The organism is Flavobacterium ponti, from assembly GCF_042652765.1.
In the GTDB taxonomy this organism is placed as follows: domain Bacteria; phylum Bacteroidota; class Bacteroidia; order Flavobacteriales; family Flavobacteriaceae; genus Flavobacterium; species Flavobacterium ponti.
This window is the reverse complement of the sequence record NZ_JBHSGW010000025.1, coordinates 83,511-103,465: the sequence shown is the minus strand read 5'-3', so window position 1 is coordinate 103,465 and position 19,955 is coordinate 83,511. Positions and strand designations below refer to the sequence as shown.

The window sequence follows — 19,955 nt, the reverse complement described above, 5'->3', positions numbered from 1 at the left end:
TGGCAGGATAGTCGCATGTTTTTGTTTTTTTGTTACACAATAATACATCTTTTTATAACATGTCAAAAGGATTTTTTATTTTTTGTATCGATTGTTCACTAACATGCGTATAAATCATAGTAGTCTTTGGGCTACTGTGTCCTAGCAAGTTTTGTATGTAGCGAATATCTGTTCCGTTTTCTAACAAATGGGTGGCAAAACTATGACGCAGGGAATGTAGGGTAATGTTTTTTTGTATACCAGCCCTCAAAGCAGCTTTTTTAAGTACTTGTTGGGCACTACGGTCAGAATAAGGTCCTCCAAATTGTCCCTCAAAAAGGTATTCCTTAGGTTTATATGCTTGATAATATTCCCTTAAAAGTACCAAAACTTTATCCGACAATAAGGTATACCTGTCTTTTTTACCTTTAGCATTTTTTACATGGATCAACATTCTATCACTATCAATATCGGTTAATTTCATAGCAATGGCTTCACTAACTCGTAATCCTGCTGAGTAAATTAAACTTAACATAGCTTTGTGCTTACTATTTGTAGTAGAGTTAATCAATTGTTTCACTTCTGCATAACTTAGTATAACAGGCAAACGTTTTTCTTTTCTTGGTCGTTCAATTAAATTAACTTCAATATCCAATTTTAAATATTTAAAATAGGTTTTCAAAGCATTAACAGCCTGATTTTGATAGGAAATGGATTTTCTAGGTTTCACTATAAAATCATAATTAAATAGGGAAACAGATTGGGCATCCACTATATCAAGATTTTTAGCTTTCAAGAATTTTAAATAAAAAACAACTAAACTAATGTAGGTAGAAATTGTACTTTGACTGTATCTATTGGTAGTTAGATAGGTTGAAAAAGATTCAATATTTTTAAGATCAGATTCGTGCAGAATATAAGAAGCGTAATGTTCTTCTTCATAAGTAACTACAGCTTCTAATTTTGAAAAATCTAAAAAATACTTATCCTTTAAAAAATGACTCAAAGCATCTAAATGGTTTGTACTAAAAGGCAAATGCCAATATAATTTTGAAGCACTCCATAGCGCTTTTAAATCATTTTTTAAAATAGGAATTAACGTATAATCTCTTTGACATTCAATGGAAATTCTAGCTTCTCCATTCCGAAAAACTTTTCCAATATAAATAGTGGGTTTAACTGGTAAAGGCATATATAATCTATTGGCTTTCAATACAAAAATACTAAATAGTTCTATTCTAAAAACAAACTTTTAAAAAAAGTGAAGTTAGTGAGGAGGAGTTTTTATTGACAGAAGAACTACAAAATAACTAGTTGATTCATTCCATCTTCAGATAACGCAACAAAAGAATCTCCTACTTTTTTATAAAATATCATAGCTACTAATAAAAAAGAAGTGCCTTCAAATACTCTCCCCTGCTCTCTTGGCAAACGTATAGTGCCTAACTTATTTGGTAAGGAGAAAAAACGCAAATCGCTACAATTTAGTTGATGTGCCATACTTTGAAAATTAAACCCAAATTCAATGGTTTGTAGCGCTAAATAAGAAGCCATATCAGGTGTAGCTAGTGTTTCAAATGTCAGCTCTACAGCCTTTACATCTTTTATGCATTTTGCATAGCCTATTCCATCCGGATTAAAAGCATAACCATTCATCATGTCAAGTGCTTCAGAAGTAGCAAAAGCACAACTTAACAATCGCTCCCCTCTAGCAGAAATTGTATCACACTGCAATACTGCTCTCAATTTTTTAGTCAATGCATTCACCACAGCTAAATTATTCTTTCGTGGTAAAAAATCTTGCAAGGCTAACCGAAGGTGTTTTCCTACTGAAGAAACCCTACCAAATTCAGAAGCATTTTTTTTACAATTCGCATATTTAGGATTATTTTTCAATCCTTTTTTTGTAAAACCACTTTGAGTTCTTATAATCAATTGACCATCTAAAGGGTAAATTGCAAACCCTTCAATTTTAGGTAATATGCCATCCTCAATAAGTGTAATTTTAGCCATAATTTCAAATATTTTTTAAAATAGCATCGCTACGGGTTTCGTAGGGGTTTTGTTTGAGTTTTGTTCGGTGTTGTAGTACCCTACTTTTTTTCAAGAACAACAAACTATTTACAAAAAAGTATGTTTTTGCGAACCAAACACGAATAAAACTTAACCAAAACCAAAATAAAAACTGTATTCAAAATTCTTGGCTCGTCTATACATCCTATGTGGATAGTACATAATAAATCCATAGTAAGTTTATAGTAATGTAATAGTTGTAGTACCCTTCAAGTAGTAAAAATACTAAAAAAACAACCCTAAAAATAGACAAAAAACCATTTCTATGATTGTAAATTCTTTACTTCAATGGCCCATTACCTATCACCCATCACCTATCTCCCATTTACCTAATAAGAAACCAAAGCCAACAATTCCTCCTCAAACCTCACCTTAGGCAAATATTGCTCTTCCAATGCTTTCACAAACGGAATAGCACTTTCTAAAGACCCAACTCTTTGCACAGGAGCATCTAACGATTCAAAACAGTTTTCCATAATCAGAGCTGAAATATCACTGGCAATTCCTCCAAAGAGTGTATCTTCTTGCAAAATAATGCATTTTCCTGTCTTTTTAACAGAAGCAAAAATAGTTTCGGTATCCAAAGGTTGTAAACTTCTTAAATCGATTAAATCAGCCTTAATTTGAGGATGTTTTTCTAATGTGGCTATTGCCCAATGTATTCCTGCTCCAAAAGAAATAACCGTAACACCTGTTCCCTCTTGCAATAAAGCTGCTTTTCCAAAAGGAATGGTGTAATAATCCTTAGGAACATCTTGCGTAATGCTTCTATACAATTGTTTGTGTTCAAAATACATCACAGGGTTTGGGTCGTTAATTGCTGTGTTCAACAAGCCTTTCGCGTCATAAGGAAAAGCTGGATAAACGACTTTTAGACCAGGAGTTTTGGTAAACCAAGCTTCATTAGTTTGTGAATGAAAGGGTCCAGCTTGCGTACCACCACCACAAGGCATTCGCACTACAACATCGGCTTTTTCATTCCAACGGTAATGTTGCTTAGCCAATAAATTCACCACAGGATTAAAACCTGAAGATACGAAATCAGCAAACTGCATTTCCATCACAGCTTTATATCCATTAATAGAAAGTCCGTTTGCCGTAGAAACTACAGCACTTTCACAAATAGGTGTATTGCGAACTCTTTCTTTGCCGAAAGCTGCTACAAAACCATCAGTAATTTTAAAAGCACCACCATATTCTGCAATATCTTGTCCCATAATCACCAAATTAGGATGAAGTTCCATAGATTGCTTCAAACCAGATGATATAGCATCAATAAATCGTATGTTTTCCTTTTCTTCAGATGGTTTAAATTCTTTATATACAAAAGGTTCGTAAACATCATTTAATTCTTCACTTAACACAGCAATTACATCTGGCTCAGCTTGAGTAATAGCCCAATGTTCGTCTATTTCAGCCTTAATATCGGCTTTAAAATTTGCATCATCTTCTTCATTGATAGCCGAAATACTAAGTAAATACTCCTTAAAGTTTTCAATAGGATCTTTGGCAGCCCACATATCCATCAACTCTTGAGGTACATATTTGGTACCACTAGCCTCTTCATGACCACGCATTCTAAAGGTTTTGAATTCCAATAAAACAGGTCTTGGATTGTCAACCATAGAAGCTTTTAATTCAGTAATCTTAGTGTAAACCTCTAAAATATTATTACCATCAATAACATGACTTTCCATGCCATATCCAATGCCTTTATCCGCTAAATTTTCACAACGATATTGCTCATTTGTTGGAGTGGATAACCCATATCCATTGTTTTCAATTACAAAAAGCACAGGCAATTCCCAGACAGCTGCTATATTTAAGGCTTCATGAAAGTCTCCTTCCGAAGTTGCTCCTTCACCAGTAAAAACTGCTGTTACTTTACCATTTTGTTTAAGTTTGTTGGCCAAAGCTATTCCATCAGCCACACCCATTTGTGGACCAAGATGCGATATCATTCCAATTATCTTAAACTCTTGGGTTCCAAAGTGAAAACTTCTGTCTCTACCTTTAGTAAAACCCGATTTCTTACCTTGCCATTGTGAAAAAAGTCTGTGTAAAGGAATATCTCTTCCTGTAAAAACCCCTAAATTACGGTGCATAGGTAAAATATATTCATCTGAGTCTAATGCTGCCGTAATCCCCACAGATATAGCCTCTTGCCCTATTCCAGAAAACCATTTAGACACCTTTCCTTGACGCAAAAGAATCAACATTTTTTCTTCTATGAGTCTTGGCTTAAGTAATTTTTTATATAACGAAACTAAAGTTGCATTGGATAACTCTTTCCTATCGAAATTCATGTTTTTTAAATTAATTTTACAAGGGTCAAATGTACTAAAAATAACAGATTTGACTTAAAATGTTATATTTTTATTTTAAAAATTTATTACCGTTATTAATAATTCAAAATTATGCTTACTTTTGTTTTAGATAGGTACTTAAACCTGTTGTAAGTTAGTAACAAAAAGTAATACAATGCAAAAAATTCCTAGTGTTGACTTACGTGATTTCCTGTCGGATGATCCGGCACGTAAACAAAAATTTGTAAATGAAATCGGAAAAGCCTACGAAGAAATTGGTTTCGTAGCCTTAAAAGGTCATTTCTTAGATGACCAATTAGTAGAAAGTTTATATGGTGAAGTTAGAAATTTCTTCCAATTGCCTCTAGAGACAAAAGCCAAATATGAAATCCCTGGTATAGGAGGACAACGCGGTTATGTTTCCTTCGGTAAAGAACATGCTAAAGGCCGTTCGGCTGGAGATTTAAAAGAGTTTTGGCACTTTGGTCAATATGTCGACAAAGATTCCAAATACGCAGGAGAATATCCAGATAACGTAGAAGTAACCGAATTACCAAAATTCAACCAAGTAGGTAAAGAAGCCTATCAAATGTTAGAAAAAACAGGTATTTATGTTTTAAGAGCTTTGGCTTTATACATTGGTTTAGATGAGTTCTATTTTGACAAATACATCAAAGATGGAAATTCTATTTTAAGACCAATTCACTATCCTCCTATCACAGACGAACCGAAAGATGGTGCTGTAAGAGCTGCTGCTCATGGAGACATTAACTTGATAACACTATTAATGGGTGCTCAAGGAAAAGGTTTGCAAGTACAAAACCACAACGGTGATTGGATTGATGCTATGGCTGAACCAGACGAGTTAATGATCAATGTAGGTGATATGTTATCAAGACATACTAACAATAAATTAAAATCTACTATTCACCAAGTAGTAAATCCTCCAAGAGAATTGTGGGGAAGCTCTAGATATTCAATTCCATTCTTCATGCATCCTGTAAGCGACATGAAATTAGATGTTTTAGAAGATTGTATCGATGCTGAAAATCCTAAAAAGTACGATGACATCACAGCTGGTGAATTCTTGCATGAAAGATTAGTAGAATTAGGATTGATTAAAAAGTAAACTTATTTTACCATTTAGATATTAAGGTTCATTAAGTTAGTTTTGCTTAATGAACCTTAATTGCTTAATGGTTTAAATCAATAAAAAAATGGATTTAAGCGAACAACTTAAAAATCTATTCCCAGACCACGAAGTTTCTAACGAGCCAGAAACTACTGAGGAAAATGAACATGAATTATTCGTTCAAAAAGAACCAATGATTTGCAAATACGAGAAAAGAAAAGGCAAACCCACAACCATAATCTCTGGTTACGAAGGAGAAGACGAAGACTTTAAAATCCTAGCCAAAGAAATCAAAAGCAAATTTGCTGTTGGTGGTAGTTTCAAAGATGGAGAAATTATTATTCAAGGAGACTATAGAGATAAAATCATGAAATTTCTTCAAGAAAAAGGGTTTAAAACAAAACGTGTTGGAGGCTAAGAAAGTGTTCAGTGTTCAGTTGGAAGTCCTCAGATTACTACTAATTAACACAAACCCTTTTAACCACATAAACTTATAAACAAAAAACTAATGATCCAATCATCAGAACTAATACTAAATCCAGACGGTAGTGTTTACCATTTGAATTTAAAACCAGAAAATATTGCTCACGACATCATCTTTGTGGGTGATCAAAACCGTGTAGAAAAAATAACCAAACATTTTGATGCTGTTGAGTTCTCCACTCAAAAAAGAGAATTCAAAACCCAAACCGGAATTTATAAAGGTAAAAGAATGTCCGTCATGTCAACTGGAATTGGTCCAGACAATATTGATATTGTGATGAACGAACTAGACGCTTTGGTTAATATTGATTTAGAAACACGCAAACCCAAAACTGACCTTACTACACTAAATATTGTTCGTATTGGAACATCTGGTTCATTGCAAGCAGATATTCCTGTTGATAGTTTTGTAATGAGTGCATATGCTATTGGTTTAGACAACATGCTTCGCTCCTATTTGATTGATACCATTTCAGAAAAAGATATTGAAGAAGCTTTCATTAATCAAACAAATTGGGATTTAAGAAAAGGAAAACCTTATGTTGTAAAAGGCAGTGAAACTTTAGCAAATAAGATTTTCAGTGATAAAATGCACAAAGGATTCACTGGTACAGCAGGTGGTTTTTATGGTCCACAAGGTCGTGTATTACGTTTGGAGATTCAAGACAAGGAATTAAACCATAAAATGGACAACTTTAATTATAAAGGCATTAGAATGACCAATTTAGAAATGGAAACTGCTGCCATTTATGGTTTAGGAAAACTATTAGGTCACGAATGTTTATCACTAAATGCCATAATTGCCAACCGAGCAACAGGAAATTTTAGTGATGACCCATACAAAGCTGTTGAAGAATTGATTGCTTATACTTTAAATAAATTAGCTGAGTAAAAGTATTAAGACAAGAGTATTAAGTTTAAGATAAATTAAAATGGGTACATTAATTCAAAAATTATTCATGGCTTTTGGAGGATTTTCATTGTGGTTGTTTGCCTTTTCATTAAATATGCTTTATTCAAAAAACTACAAAACAGAACTAGGTTATTATCTATTTGATGATTTAACTGAAAGCCAAAACATAAACTATTTTTCAAATAGATCAAGATTTGTAGTTGGTATTCTAACGTTCATATTTGTTTTATTTATAATAGATATAATTGATTAAAATATTCTGAATTCTAAATTCTAATTTCTAAATTCTTATTTATGGAAAAGTCATCAAAAATCCTATTAAACTCTGAAAAAGAGCAATTACTAAAACTACAAAACATTGTCAAACAAACTTTTGATGAAGAAAAACTAATGGTTGACAACCTTTTACATCAGCCAGAAGAAATAATGACAAAAGGACAAAAGATATCCGATAAAGTGGCAAGCTTTGGAGGAAGTTGGAAGTTTATCATTCTTTTTTCAATAATTCTGTTTCTTTGGATATTATTCAATACACTTGCTATAAAATCATTAGAATTTGATCCTTATCCTTTTATTTTGATGAATTTGGTATTGTCATGTATTGCTGCATTACAAGCTCCAATCATCATGATGAGCCAAAACAGACAAGAAGAAAAAGACAGAAAACGCAGTGAAAATGATTATTTAATCAATTTAAAAGCCGAATTAGAATTAAGAAGTTTGCATCAAAAAGTGGATTTACTGTTAGAAGAACAAATTCAGATTCTAATTAAAAGTCAAGCGGAACAAATAGAGATGATTAAAAAAATACAAAAAAAGTTAGATGCTAAACCATGAAATTTAGAGTAGCAAGACATACCAATGATTTAGAAGCTATTAAATTCTTTTATATAACTATTCTAGGGTTTGAGGTTTTAGGTAGTTTTGAAAACCATGATGGTTATGATGGATTATTTTTAGGCAAACCTAATTTAGATTGGCATTTAGAATTCACAAAATCAGATGAAAGGATTAAATTTGATTTTAATGAAGATGATGCTTTGGTTTTTTATCCAATTTCTGAAGAGGAATATAATGAAATTATTAAATCACTGGAAATTAATGCAATTAATACTATTATTGCCAAAAATCCATACTGGAATGAAAATGGTAAAATGGTGTTAGATCCTGATGGTTACAGAGTGATTATATCAAATTTGAAAATTGAATGAAAGCAAAATTAATAGCATTTGAAAATGTATTGAATAATATTGATTTATTTGTTTCAACAAATTCCATTGCTGATTTTGAATTGAAAATTTCAAAAGATAAATGGTCAAAAAAAGAAATCATAGGACATTTAATTGATTCAGCTTTAAACAACTTACAAAGATTAACAGAAATTCAATTTATTGAAAAACCATATCAGATAAGAGCTTATAATCAAAATGAATTGGTTTTAGCAAATCATTATCAAAACAAAGACAATCAAGAATTAGTAAACTTATGGTTGAAATTAAATAATCATATGTTATATTTAATGAAAAATCAAACTTCAAAAACGCTTGAATTTGAACTTATTCTTCCTAACGGAGAAAAGAAAAATTTGGCATTTTTAATAGAAGATTATTTGGATCATTTTTATCATCATTTAAAACAAATTGACTCAAAATGGATTTAATTTTAGAAACAGAACGATTATTACTTCGTCCACTTGAAATAAGTGATGCTGAAGCATTATTTGAATTGAATAAAAATCCAAATGTTCACAAATATCTTTGGCAAAAACCTGAAGTAGTTGTAGATGAAAGCATTAAAGTGATTGAGTATGTACAACGTCAATACAAAGAAAACAAAATTGGCCGTTTTGCTACAATTTTAAAAGAAACAGGAACGTTTATAGGTTGGACAGGAATAAAATTTGTGAACGACCATGTGGAAAATGGAAACACTAATTTTTATGATTATGGTTATCGTTTAAGTGAACCTTTTTGGAATAAAGGCTATGCAACTGAAGCTACACAATTTTGGTTAGACTATGGTTTTAAAAAAATGAATATAAAAGAAATGAATGCTTATACTCATGCTGAAAATGGAGCATCTAATAGAGTTTTAAGCAAATGTGGTATGCAATTTATGGAAGATTATCCTGATGAACATGGTGTGACTTGGAAATGGTGGCAGATTAAAAATAGTGTTCAGTAATCAGTAATCAGTTAGCAGTTAGCAGTTAGCAGTTAGCAGTTAGCAGTTAGCAGTTAGCAGTTAGCAGTTAGCAAAATTATTTATTATTTAAAGACAAAACCTTTTAACCTTATAAACTCATAAACTTTTAACCTTTACATGAAAACAATAAAAATAGCAGGTGTACCCGAACATTTCAATTTGCCTTGGCATATGTGCATTGAAAATGGAGAATTTGAAGAAGTTGGTATCAACTTAGAATGGACAGACGTTCCAGAAGGAACAGGTAAAATGTGTCAAATGCTTCGTGATGGAGAAACTGATATGGCAGTAATTTTAACTGAAGGAATCGTAAAAGATATCAATGCTGGAAATGATTCTAAAATTGTGCAAGTTTATGTGCAAAGTCCTTTGATTTGGGGAATTCACGTCGATGCTAAATCAAAATATAAAGAAGTAGCCGATTTAAAAGATAAAAAACCAGCTATTTCTAGAATGGGTTCAGGTTCGCATTTGATGAGTATTGTGAATGCTCAAAATCAAAATTGGGATACTTCTACCCTACAATTTGAAATCGTAAACACCATTGATGGAGCTGTGGAAGCACTAAGTAATGGGAAAGCCGATTATTTCATGTGGGAACGTTTCATGACAAAACCATTAGTTGACAAAGGAATTTTTAGAAGAATTGCAGATTGTCCAACACCTTGGCCTTGCTTTGTAATTGCTGTTAGAAATGAAGTTTTGGAAAAACATCCAAATACAATTGCTCAAATTTTAGAAATCATCAACATGACCACTGAGGAATTCAAAATGATTCCGAGTATTGATAGAACATTGGCTTCTAAATACAACCAAAAAATAGAAGATATTCAAGAGTGGTTAGCATTAACTCATTGGTCACAAAAGAATTTAGATGAAAAAGTGTTAAACAAAATTCAAAATCAACTGTTTGAGCTAAAAATTATAGATAAAAAAGGTACTTTTGCTGAAATTGTAAACTCTTTGTAGCTTTACATTTTAGAAAATTATGTTAGAAAAAGTTAAACAAGTATATAAAAAAATAGAACCTTATTTTCACGTCAAAAAACCGTGGGATTCTATTATTATACTTGTTTTAAATATTCTAATTGCCATTCCGTTATTCATGATTCTACATCAAAATTTAATTGATTTGGAATGGCCTTTTCAATTAGATAGGATATTAATATTTGTAGTTTTAATTGCTGTTATTCAATTGCTATTAAGGATTTTAAGACGTGTTACTTTAATTAGTATTTTCATATATCTATTATTTTTAATTTATGGTACATTAATTGGTAATTATGGATTCAACCGAGTTTTTGAAGATTATAGAGCTATGCTATTTGCCATGCAAAATAATCCAAATCCTCAAGACATTATTATCTCTAAATTATTGCCTTTTCCCAATAAATCTAAAGTAATTGCAGCTGTTGAGTTTACTAATCCAAAGGTTAGAAACTTTGCTCTTTATGCAACAACAAAGCATTTTTCTGATTTTAAAACCAATGAAGAAAACAGAAAAATGGTACAATGTTTTGCTGTTTTTAAAGAAATAAAAAACCGCTGGAACTACGTAAATGACCCTATTGGAAGAGAATATATTGCGAGAGCTAGTGAGACTTTACAGCATTTTTCTGGAGATTGTGATGATCATGCTATTCTTATGGCTGCTTGTATCAGAGCAATTGGTGGTACTCCTCGATTAATTCATACGGGTGGACATATTTATCCTGAAATGTTAATTGGAAGTAAAGCTGATTTAGAATTGGCTATTTTGTTGATTAAAGACAAACTTTTTGTAAAAGAAAGTGCTGGAAAACAAATCCATTATCACTTTGATGAACGAGGACAATATTGGTTAAACCTTGATTATACAGCTCGATATCCTGGTGGTCCGTTTATGAGTGAAGAGATTTTAGGGCAATTAACTTTAGATTAGTTTATATAGTTTCAAGTTGTTTTTAAATAGTTTCAATTTGTTTCAGGTTGTTTTAAATTGTTTATGAATATTTTAGTAAAAGTGAATTAAAACCATTCAATAGGCTTTTTTCCTATTTTTTCTAAATATTCGTTCGTTTGGCTAAAATGTTTATTGCCAAACCATTTTCCTTGATTAGCACTCATTGGAGATGGATGACCACTTTCTAATACTAAGTGTTTTGTTTTATCAATCTTAGCTCCTTTTTTTTGAGCAAAACTTCCCCAAAGTAAAAAAACAACATGTTCTTTTTCTTCAGATATAATTCGAATTACTTCATCAGTAAAAACATTCCATTTCAAATGTTTGTGACTGTTTGGAGTATCTTTTCTAACGGTCAAAGATGCATTTAACAACAAAACTCCTTGGTTAGCCCAAAGTTGTAAGTTGCCATGAGTTGGCATGAAAATCGAATCTAAATCAGTAGCAATTTCTCTATAAATATTTCGCAATGAAGGTGGAATTTTTACCTCATTATTCACTGAAAAACACAAACCATTAGCTTCTCCTTCACCATGATAAGGATCTTGACCAATGATTACGACTTTCACATCCTCAAATGAGCAAGACTTAAAAGCATTAAAAATCAATTCTTTTGGAGGAAAACAAATATGCTCTTGATATTCTTGTTCAACTTGATACATTAATTCCTTAAAATAAGGTTTTTCAAACTCATTTTGTAGTTTTTCTTGCCAAGAAGTAGAAATATCGATTAACATAGCTTAAATTTTACCAAAAATATGAATTTTAGATTAAAATACATTTTGAAACTTTGTAACTTTGAACTTTCGCAAATAAACCATGATTTCAATTACCAATAAAACACTTCAAGACTTAGAATTCAATACGATTTTAGAAACCGTTTCCGAAAAATGCAATACGGAAATTGGAATACAAAAAGCATTGCAAATTGCTCCATTTAAAGACAAAGAATCTTTGATGGATAGTTTGTTGCAAACCTCTGAATATGTAGCTTCTTTCAGCAATAACAACACCATTCCAAATCACGGTTTTGAAAATTTGACAAAAGACATCAAGTTTCTTAAAATTGAAGATAGTTTTTTGGAAGTAGGAACCTTTAGAAAATTAGCTCAATTATCAGAAACCTCTAATTTTTTAATCAAGTTTTTCCAAAAATTTGAAGACTATTATCCAAAACTAAACAAAAAAGCGACTGAAGTTGAGTATACCAAATTCATCGTTCAAAAAATTGATGAAGTAGTTGATAAGTATGGAGAAATTAAAGATAATGCTTCCCCAGATTTAGTGAATATTCGTAGAGATATAAATTTGGTTCGTGGTAAAGTCAATCAGAGTTTTGGCTTAGCTTTGAGTCAATACAATTCTTTGGGTTATTTAGATGATATTCGCGAAACAGTAGTTGAAAATCGTAGGGTTTTAGCCGTTTTAGCCATGTATCGCAAAAAAATAAAAGGTTCTATTTTAGGAAGTTCTAAAACAGGAAGTATAGCCTATATCGAACCCGAAGCTACTTTACGTTATTCAAGAGAGTTGAATAATTTACAATACGAAGAACGAGAAGAAATCCAACGCATTTTAAAGAAATTAAGTGCCGAAATTCGTCCGTTTACTGATTTATTAATGCAATATCAAGACTTTTTAAGTGATATTGATGTCATTGCAGCTAAAGCGAAATATGCCAATAAATTAAATGCCATTTTACCAGAAATCACAGAAGAAAAGCATTTATTTTTTCGTGAAGCTTATCATCCAATACTATATCTGAACAATAAAGCAAAAAATCAAGTTACTTTTCCACAAACCATTGAATTAGAAAATACTAACAGAATCATTGTTATTTCTGGTCCAAATGCAGGTGGAAAAACGATTTCCTTAAAAACCATCGGCTTGTTGCAATTGATGTTACAAAGTGGTATGTTAATTCCAGTTCATGAAAGAAGTAAAACATTCTTATTTGACAGAATTTTGACTGATATTGGCGATAATCAATCCATTGAAAATCATTTAAGTACGTATAGTTATCGTCTGAAGAATATGAATCAATTTTTGAAAAAGTGTAATGCAAAAACGCTTTTCTTAATTGACGAATTTGGAACAGGTTCTGATCCAGAACTAGGTGGTGCTTTGGCTGAAACATTCTTAGAAGAATTTTATCACAGAGAAGCTTTTGGCATCATAACAACACATTACACTAATTTAAAGATATTAGCTAACGAATTGCCTTTTGCTACAAATGCAAACATGCTTTTTGATGAAAAGTCCTTAGAACCCATGTATAAATTGCATTTAGGTCAAGCTGGAAGTTCGTTTACCTTTGAAGTGGCTCAGAAAAATGGAATTCCGTTTGGATTAATTAATCGTGCTAAAAAGAAAATTGAAAAAGGAAAAGTTCGTTTTGATAAAACCATTGCTACTTTGCAAAAAGAGCGTTCCAAATTGGAAAAAACTTCAAACATTTTAAAAGAAGAAGAAACCAAAGCTCGTGAAGAAAGCAAGAAAATGGAAGGTATTAATGCTAAAATTCAAGATAAACTAGAACGTTATCAAGAATTATATGATGCCAATCAACGTTTGATTTATATGGGTCAGAAAATAGATGACATTTCTGAAAAGTACTTCAATAATAAAGACAAAAAAACTTTAATTGGTGAATTCTTAAAAATGGTTGAGATAGAAAACTCAAAAAGAAAGAAGACTACTGCCAAAGAGAAAAAAGCTGTTGAAGTAGTTAAAAAAGAAATCATCAAAGAAGTTGAAGTCAAAGTAGAGAAAATTCGTGCAGCCAAAAAAGAAAAGAAAATAAAAGCTAAAATTGAAGAAGAAAACAAACCACAAGTTGTGCTAAAAATTGGCGATAGAGTTCGCATGAAAGATGGAAGAGCCATTGGAACTATTGATAAAATTGAAAAAACAAAAGCAACAGTGAACTATGGTGTTTTTACATCTAAAGTAAGTTTGAATGAATTAGAATATGTGCAACCTGTTTAGATTTATGGATATTCAGATTTTAGATTTTCAGAAAGAAATTAAATAAGTAATTTTCGTTTTGAAGTAAAATGATATGGAGAAAATTAAAAATATAGAAGATTTACCCAAAGACAAAAAAATCATTCTTTTTGATGGTGTTTGTAATTTGTGTGATAAATCGGTTCAATTGATTCTTAAGAATGACAAAAAAGATATTTTCCGATTTGTGGCTTTGCAATCTGAATTAGGAGAAAAAATAATAAATCATATTGGAATTGATAGAAGTAAAACAGATTCAATTGTTTTATACGAACCAGGTAATGCTTATTATTACAAATCAAAAGCTGCTTTTAGAATAGCTAATTATTTACAAGGATTTTACAAAATGATTAGCTTGTTTCGATTTTTACCAGTTTTCATTACTGATTTTGTTTATGATTACATTGCTAGAAACAGATACAAATGGTACGGTAAAAAAGACGAATGTATGATTCCTACAAAAGAAACCATAGACAAATTTTTATAAAAAAAGCTCCTCAATTAAATAAGGAGCTTTTTCATTAAAAACCGATTAATAATTATTAAAAACTAATTTTTAATAATTTTCTTTGTAGCTGAACCATTATCAGAAGCGATATTTAAGAAATATACACCTGAATTTAAATCAGAAATATTGATTTGATTTTCAATTGCATTCACATTTAGAGTTTTAACCGTTCTTCCATTAATATCAGAAATTGTTAAACCTGAAATAGCAATATTATTTCTATTTTGAATTGTAAAGCTATCATTTACTGGATTTGGATATACTGAAAAACCAGCTGCTTCAAATGATTGCGTTGGTAAAACAGTTCCTGTATATTTAGATATTCCACCTACTGTAGCAGAAGTGTTAAAACCACCTGTAAAACCAGTAGTAGTATTTAAAAAGACAACGTCATTATGTTGAACTGAATCAACACCTATCCATGTTAAACCGTCATCTAAACTATAAGCAGAACCTGAAGCACCAGTAGCTGCACCAGTACAAACTAATCTTGTAGTGCCTGGGATATAAGTTATATCACCAGTATATATAGGTCCTGAGAAAGCTTGTTGTGTCCAAGTTGTTCCTGCATCAGTAGATTTGTATAAATTACCACTTGCTGTTAAAATTATACCATTATTTGCATCTTTAAAACTAAAAGTATCAGCCCCTAAATTTGTTGAAGGTGTAGCTGAAACAGTCCAATTTAAACCCATATTTGTAGATTTATATAATCTTCCAGTATCTGTACCAAACCAAATTGTTCCTCCAGCTACTTCAAAAAGATTTGTAATTCCAAATTCACCAGTTGCTTGCGGCAAAGGAATGTTAGCTGATGGCACTCTAGTCCAAGTTGTACCACCATTAGAAGTAGTATAAATCTCAAAATAACCTCCTGCTGGATCACCTTGACAAACTCCATTATTTGCATCAAAGAAGTGCACCCAGTTTGTAAAAGAATCTGTACCTGTGTTGAAAGAAGCAGTTGTTTGTTTAGTCCAAGTAGTTCCACCATCAGTTGTTTTCCAAATACCTCCAAGATTACCAGTTGCAGGAAAAGCAGAAATCCAAGCAGTAGTACCTGAAACTGCAGTGATATTTCCAATTCCTAAACCTCCTGTTCCAATACCAAGATTCATAGTACCTGAAGTCCATGTGTTTCCTCCATCGGTACTTCTTGCATATTCTTTAATGGTTTGTACGGCTGCTCCTGAACCATCATAAGCTTTTACCCAAACTGTGTTTGCATCAACAATAGAAATGCAATTTACACCTCTACTAGCAGTAGCAAAAGTTGTGGCTTTTTCTGTCCAAAATTGTGCATTAGAAATAAATGGCACAATCAGTAATAAATAAAGTAGTTTTTTCATCATTTTTTTAGTTTTTTATAATTTAGTTAATGTAAATGTATTAAAAAATAATGTAAGAATTATCATTTACTCCTTTTTTTAACAATATGAAAACTAATTATTTAATTAGATAAAATATAAACGAAAGAGCTAAAATTATTTTTATAAATAAAAAAGAGAACAATACTTATTGTTCTCTTTTAAAAGTTTTTATGAGGTACAATATTAATTTTTCACAATTTTCTTAACAAAACTACCTTTTTCTGTTTTAACTGAAACTAAATATATACCATTTTGGATATCATTCATGTCGATAGTTAAATCGTTGTTAGAAGAATTAATGTTTTTTATGGTTCTTCCATTTAAATCTGAAATAGTAACATTAAACGATTCATTAAATAATTCATTTTGAATGTTTAAAGTACTTTTAACAGGGTTTGGATAAATTGAAAAATTAGATTCTATAAATTTATCATTGGATAAAACTTGACTCACTGAAAAGTTATCTACAATTAATGCATGAGTTCCAGTAGCATTTGCTGGTGTGTTATTTCTAAATCCAAAGTAATATACACCACTTGTTGCAGGTGTAAAAGTAAATGTTTTTAAAGTAAAGGCTGCAACATTTAAACCTGTTTCAGTTGCTAAAACTTGAGTTTGAGAAGCTATAGATTGAGCATTTCCAACTGTTAGTTGATAACTTCCTGTTGCTGTTGTTGTAGCTTGATAGTTGCTAATGTAGTAAGTAATTGTAACTAAACTTCCTCCAACTAAATTCATCCCTCTAGAAAACATCCAATTGTCTGCTGCAGTAGTAGCTGGAGTAATTGAAGCCACAGATGAAACTCCATCTTGAACCAATACTCCTGCTCCATAATTCCCTATAGACCAATCACCTGTAACTGGAGTTGTATTTGGAGTTGACCATCCAACAAAAGGTAATTGTTCTTGTTCAAAACTTGTATTGTAAGGAACATTTGCTGGAGTAAATAATGTATTAAAGGCATAAGGGCCATTCCAAATACTGTATCCTGAACCACAATTAGTTCTTACATAGTAATCGTATACTGTACTATCTGTAAGTCCTGATAGTGTGTAAGGACTTGTTACCGATGTTAAAGTTGTTCCTGTACCTACTGTATAATTATACGCTCCATATTCAAGATCCACATTAGCACCTCCAACTGGATTCCATGATAATGATGCACTATTTAATGTAGCAGAAGCTAGATTACTTGATAAATTTGTTGGTCTAGCACAACTTACAGGTTTTGCTAGTCTTGTTTCTGGTCTAAAACTAGATGAAGTTATTGTTGCAGGAGGAGTTGTTACACCTGCAGCAGAAATTGCTCCTTTTAAACCATTTGTTAAACTTGTATTACACAATGCAATGTTTGTAGTAGCAGAAACAGTTCCTGAATTTTGATAATCAAAAGCAACATACAAAGCTCCTCCACTGTAAGTAAAACTACTTCCACCAGAAAAAACATAATTAAATTCACCAACCGTATTTGGAATAGTTATAGAGCCATTCGAAGCAGTTGTCATACCTGATATTGCAGTTGCCCAAGTTGTACTCTTATTATTTGCAACATCTGCAGTATTTTGTAAATAAACAACCATAGTTCCTGTTGTAGCTATATCTTGTGCTGTTTGATATGTAAATCCTAGACCACTAATATTATCTCCTGTTACAAAACCAGAAGCAGCCATTTCTGCAGCTGTTAATAACCAAACACTTCTAGAGACGTTTCTTCCACCTTGAGGAGCTCTTCCGTTACCAGATGTAGATGCTCCAGAAATTATTGGATAATAATCATTTTGTGCTGATACAGAAAAAGTTGCACCTAAGCATAGAATTACTAGTGATAAAAATTTAATTGTTTGAGTAATTTTTTTCATAAATTAATTAATTTAAAGTTTATACAAAATTAAATCATTTATTACTTTGAAAATACTATTTAAATTTTTACAAAACACTTTGTTTAATGTTAAAAAATCAAACTTAAAATTAAGTATAATTAAAAAAAATATTAAATTACTTCTAATAATGTATAAAATTTAAAAAAAATCAAATTTAAAAATTTAAAGAAAATAGTAATTTACTTACAATTATTTAATGCATTATAATCAGCTAATACTAAAGCTGCCATAGCTTCAACAATTGGAACTGCTCTTGGTAATACACATGGATCATGTCTACCTTTTCCTTGTAGTTCAATAATTTCGTTTGTATTAGATAATACTTCTTGCTTTTGTATTAAAGTGGCCACAGGTTTGAAAGCTATTCGAAAATAGATATCCATTCCGTTACTAATTCCTCCTTGAATTCCACCAGAAAGGTTTGTTTTTGTTGTTCCGTCTGTATTTTGCAAATCATTGTGTTCACTTCCTTTCATTTTTGCTCCACAAAAACCACTACCAAATTCAATACCTTTTACTGCATTAATTGATAACATAGCTTTACCTAACTCTGCATGTAATTTATCAAAAACAGGTTCTCCTAGTCCAATGGGTACATTTTGAATCACACACATTATTGTTCCACCAACAGTATCACCTTGTTTTTTTATTTCCTTTATGTAGTTTTCCATTTTTAAAGCTGTAGCTTCATCAGGGCAACGAACAGGATTACTTTCAATTTTAGAAAAATCTAACTCTTGATAAGGCTTGTCTATAAATATATCTCCAACAGAAGAAACAAAAGCTGTAATTTCTATTTCTGGGATAATTTGTTTGGCAATTGCTCCACCAACTACTCTACTGGCAGTTTCCCTAGCTGAACTTCTTCCACCACCTCTATAATCTCTTATACCATATTTCTTTTCGTAAACATAATCAGCATGACTTGGACGATAGGTGTTTTTTATATCAGAATAATCATTTGACTTTTGATTGGTATTTGGAATTATAAAACCTATTGGAGTTCCCGTAGTTTTTCCTTCAAATATTCCAGAAAGAAATTGGACATTATCTTCCTCTTTTCTTTGGGTAACAATGGCAGACTGACCAGGTTTTCTTCTTTGCATATCTTTTTTAATAGCTTCAAAGTCAAGTTCAATTCCAGCAGGACAACCATCAATAATTCCTCCTATTGCTTCACCATGTGATTCTCCAAAAGTAGTTAGCTTAAAAATTTTTCCAAAAGTGTTTCCAGACATAGCATTTAATTAGTAAACAAATGTAAAAAAATTATAGCATAAATAGTTATAGATTCCAATGGAACTATTTTTTAAGTATATTAGCAAAAAAATAAATCACAATGAAAACTAAATTATTTCTTTTACTAGGACTTTCAATTTTTACTTTTTCATGCAGTTCAGATGATTCTTCTGGTGAAGACAATGGAGCTCCAGCAACTTCATTACCAATTACATCAGGAAATTATTGGACTTATGATGTTTTTAATCACCAAACGACTCAAACACCTGAATCTTTTGCCAGAGATTCTGTATATGCAGCTAATGACACCCTGATAAATACAGTTACATATAAAAAGATGAAAACTGAAAACATTGCCAATGGATTCTTTTCTGGAACTTTAAAAGATAATGGATTAAGAATTGATGGAAATAAAATGAGAATTTCTGGATCAGTCAACTTTGCTGCTGGTTTACCTACTGCTCTATCTTTTTCAGTTTCTGATTTTATTATTTTAAAAGAAAATGCATCAGCTGGTGAAGAGTTAAGTTCAACAAATGGCTCATTTACAAAAGATTATAACGGTTATCCCTTAACTTTTGATTATACCTTAAAATCTGTTGCGGATGGTGCACAAAGTTCACTAACATCAAATGGAAATACTTATTCAGATATTACAAAAACGAAAGTAATATTGAATTTAAAAATAACAGCTAATTATTCTGGAATAGCATTCATTGTAATGCCTGCTCAAGACGTTTTAGTTTCAACACAACATTACAGCAAAAATATTGGAATGGTTTATAATCAAACAAATATTACTTATGTATTAAATACACTTCCTCCGCAAGTTCAATTACCAATTCCTTCTTCTGGAAGTCAAACACAAGAGGAATTTTTAGATGTTTATCTAATAAATTAGTTTTTTATAGTAAAAAT

General features: G+C 31.3%; 20 protein-coding genes. 13 read left to right on the top strand and 7 right to left on the bottom strand.

Annotated elements, in window-relative coordinates; translation table 11 throughout:
* Positions 1-52: 52 nt before the first annotated feature.
* The 3 genes from xerA to ACFO3U_RS08670 all read right to left on the bottom strand — a co-directional run bounded on the left by xerA (position 53) and on the right by ACFO3U_RS08670 (position 4,358).
* Positions 53-1,171 (bottom strand): site-specific tyrosine recombinase/integron integrase, encoded by a 1,119-nt coding sequence (xerA, locus tag ACFO3U_RS08680; protein WP_379740698.1) that lies wholly within the window; start codon positions 1,169-1,171, stop codon positions 53-55.
* Positions 1,172-1,278: 107 nt separating this feature from the next.
* Complete coding sequence (locus ACFO3U_RS08675; RefSeq protein ID WP_379740695.1) at positions 1,279-1,992, bottom strand: hypothetical protein; 714 nt, start codon at positions 1,990-1,992, stop codon at positions 1,279-1,281.
* A gap of 389 nt (positions 1,993-2,381) precedes the next feature.
* Positions 2,382-4,358 carry an alpha-ketoacid dehydrogenase subunit alpha/beta gene (locus ACFO3U_RS08670; RefSeq protein ID WP_379740693.1) on the bottom strand — a complete coding sequence of 659 codons (1,977 nt, stop codon included), beginning with the start codon at positions 4,356-4,358 and terminating at the stop codon, positions 2,382-2,384.
* Between the two features lie 175 nt (positions 4,359-4,533).
* On the opposite strand from ACFO3U_RS08670, the gene ACFO3U_RS08665 reads away from it, so the two are divergent.
* The 10 genes from ACFO3U_RS08665 (at position 4,534) to ACFO3U_RS08620 (ending at position 11,012) form a co-directional block, all read left to right on the top strand.
* On the top strand, positions 4,534-5,487 hold the full coding sequence (locus tag ACFO3U_RS08665) for an isopenicillin N synthase family dioxygenase (protein WP_379740691.1): 954 nt from the start codon (positions 4,534-4,536) through the stop codon (positions 5,485-5,487).
* A gap of 88 nt (positions 5,488-5,575) precedes the next feature.
* On the top strand, positions 5,576-5,908 hold the full coding sequence (locus ACFO3U_RS08660; protein ID WP_379740689.1) for a translation initiation factor: 333 nt from the start codon (positions 5,576-5,578) through the stop codon (positions 5,906-5,908).
* Between the two features lie 90 nt (positions 5,909-5,998).
* The gene (locus ACFO3U_RS08655; RefSeq protein ID WP_379740687.1) at positions 5,999-6,865 is read left to right on the top strand and encodes a nucleoside phosphorylase; all 867 of its coding nucleotides are present in this window, start codon (positions 5,999-6,001) and stop codon (positions 6,863-6,865) included.
* A gap of 40 nt (positions 6,866-6,905) precedes the next feature.
* Positions 6,906-7,139 (top strand): hypothetical protein, encoded by a 234-nt coding sequence (locus ACFO3U_RS08650; RefSeq protein ID WP_379740684.1) that lies wholly within the window; start codon positions 6,906-6,908, stop codon positions 7,137-7,139.
* 41 nt (positions 7,140-7,180) lie between these two features.
* The gene (locus tag ACFO3U_RS08645; RefSeq protein ID WP_379740681.1) at positions 7,181-7,723 is read left to right on the top strand and encodes a DUF1003 domain-containing protein; all 543 of its coding nucleotides are present in this window, start codon (positions 7,181-7,183) and stop codon (positions 7,721-7,723) included.
* Entirely contained in the window at positions 7,720-8,097 is a 378-nt protein-coding gene (locus ACFO3U_RS08640; protein WP_379740677.1) for a VOC family protein, read from the top strand. Before ACFO3U_RS08645 ends, ACFO3U_RS08640 begins: the two co-directional genes overlap by 4 nt.
* Complete coding sequence (locus ACFO3U_RS08635) at positions 8,094-8,546, top strand: DinB family protein (RefSeq protein ID WP_379740674.1); 453 nt, start codon at positions 8,094-8,096, stop codon at positions 8,544-8,546. The genes ACFO3U_RS08640 and ACFO3U_RS08635 overlap by 4 nt, the downstream gene beginning before the upstream one ends.
* Positions 8,537-9,070: a GNAT family N-acetyltransferase gene (locus tag ACFO3U_RS08630; RefSeq protein WP_379740671.1), complete on the top strand. Its 534-nt coding sequence runs from the start codon at positions 8,537-8,539 to the stop codon at positions 9,068-9,070. The genes ACFO3U_RS08635 and ACFO3U_RS08630 overlap by 10 nt, the downstream gene beginning before the upstream one ends.
* A 138-nt stretch (positions 9,071-9,208) precedes the next feature.
* Positions 9,209-10,060 (top strand): substrate-binding domain-containing protein, encoded by an 852-nt coding sequence (locus tag ACFO3U_RS08625; protein ID WP_379740668.1) that lies wholly within the window; start codon positions 9,209-9,211, stop codon positions 10,058-10,060.
* Positions 10,061-10,079: 19 nt separating this feature from the next.
* Positions 10,080-11,012 carry a transglutaminase domain-containing protein gene (locus tag ACFO3U_RS08620; protein ID WP_379740665.1) on the top strand — a complete coding sequence of 311 codons (933 nt, stop codon included), beginning with the start codon at positions 10,080-10,082 and terminating at the stop codon, positions 11,010-11,012.
* An 86-nt stretch (positions 11,013-11,098) separates the two neighbouring features.
* Here the strand turns inward: ACFO3U_RS08620 and ung are convergent, their stop codons facing one another.
* Positions 11,099-11,770: a uracil-DNA glycosylase gene (ung, locus tag ACFO3U_RS08615; protein ID WP_379740662.1), complete on the bottom strand. Its 672-nt coding sequence runs from the start codon at positions 11,768-11,770 to the stop codon at positions 11,099-11,101.
* An 82-nt stretch (positions 11,771-11,852) separates the two neighbouring features.
* Here ung and ACFO3U_RS08610 point away from each other — a divergent pair, with 82 nt between their 5' ends.
* Together ACFO3U_RS08610 and ACFO3U_RS08605 are read left to right on the top strand one after the other, a co-directional pair.
* Positions 11,853-14,021 carry an endonuclease MutS2 gene (locus ACFO3U_RS08610; protein ID WP_379740659.1) on the top strand — a complete coding sequence of 723 codons (2,169 nt, stop codon included), beginning with the start codon at positions 11,853-11,855 and terminating at the stop codon, positions 14,019-14,021.
* Between the two features lie 91 nt (positions 14,022-14,112).
* Positions 14,113-14,526, top strand: coding sequence for a thiol-disulfide oxidoreductase DCC family protein (locus ACFO3U_RS08605; RefSeq protein WP_379742071.1), 414 nt, complete (start codon positions 14,113-14,115; stop codon positions 14,524-14,526).
* Between the two features lie 62 nt (positions 14,527-14,588).
* Here ACFO3U_RS08605 and ACFO3U_RS08600 read toward each other — a convergent pair whose 3' ends face one another.
* The 3 genes from ACFO3U_RS08600 to aroC form a co-directional block, all read right to left on the bottom strand.
* Positions 14,589-15,899, bottom strand: a complete 1,311-nt coding sequence (locus ACFO3U_RS08600; RefSeq protein WP_379740656.1) for a T9SS type A sorting domain-containing protein — start codon at positions 15,897-15,899, stop codon at positions 14,589-14,591.
* 201 nt (positions 15,900-16,100) lie between these two features.
* Entirely contained in the window at positions 16,101-17,777 is a 1,677-nt protein-coding gene (locus ACFO3U_RS08595; protein ID WP_379740653.1) for a T9SS type A sorting domain-containing protein, read from the bottom strand.
* A 200-nt stretch (positions 17,778-17,977) separates the two neighbouring features.
* On the bottom strand, positions 17,978-19,036 hold the full coding sequence (gene aroC / locus ACFO3U_RS08590) for a chorismate synthase (RefSeq protein ID WP_379740650.1): 1,059 nt from the start codon (positions 19,034-19,036) through the stop codon (positions 17,978-17,980).
* A 101-nt stretch (positions 19,037-19,137) separates the two neighbouring features.
* Here aroC and ACFO3U_RS08585 point away from each other — a divergent pair, with 101 nt between their 5' ends.
* Positions 19,138-19,938 carry a hypothetical protein gene (locus tag ACFO3U_RS08585; protein WP_379740647.1) on the top strand — a complete coding sequence of 267 codons (801 nt, stop codon included), beginning with the start codon at positions 19,138-19,140 and terminating at the stop codon, positions 19,936-19,938.
* Positions 19,939-19,955: the final 17 nt, after the last annotated feature.